Origin of the sequence: Photorhabdus noenieputensis (genome assembly GCF_018448935.1) — a bacterium.
GTDB lineage: Bacteria > Pseudomonadota > Gammaproteobacteria > Enterobacterales > Enterobacteriaceae > Photorhabdus > Photorhabdus noenieputensis.
In genome coordinates, this window is record NZ_RCWC01000227.1 from 1 (window position 1) to 247 (window position 247).

General features: G+C 56.7%; 1 protein-coding gene. It reads left to right on the plus strand.

Annotation, left to right across the window (positions count from 1 at the left end; all coding sequences use genetic code 11):
• Nucleotides 1-247: hemagglutinin repeat-containing protein (locus tag EAE91_RS23940; protein WP_214090594.1), on the plus strand; the 247-nt coding region annotated here is incomplete at both ends.

Sequence of the window (247 nt, forward strand, 5' to 3'; positions counted from 1 at the left end):
ATTGGCTTCACCTTAGGCAAAGCCAGCCAGAAAGTCACCACCGACAGTGACAGCCAGCTTAGCAAAGGCAGCACGGTCGGCAGCAGCCAGGGCAATGTCACCCTCAACGCAGGAGAACAGCTCCGGGTTCACGGCAGCGAGGTGATTGCCGGTAAAGACCTGACGCTGACCGGTCAACAGGTCGATATCACCAGCGCGGAAAACCGCCATCACACCACGACAAAAACCGAACAAAAACAGAGCGGTT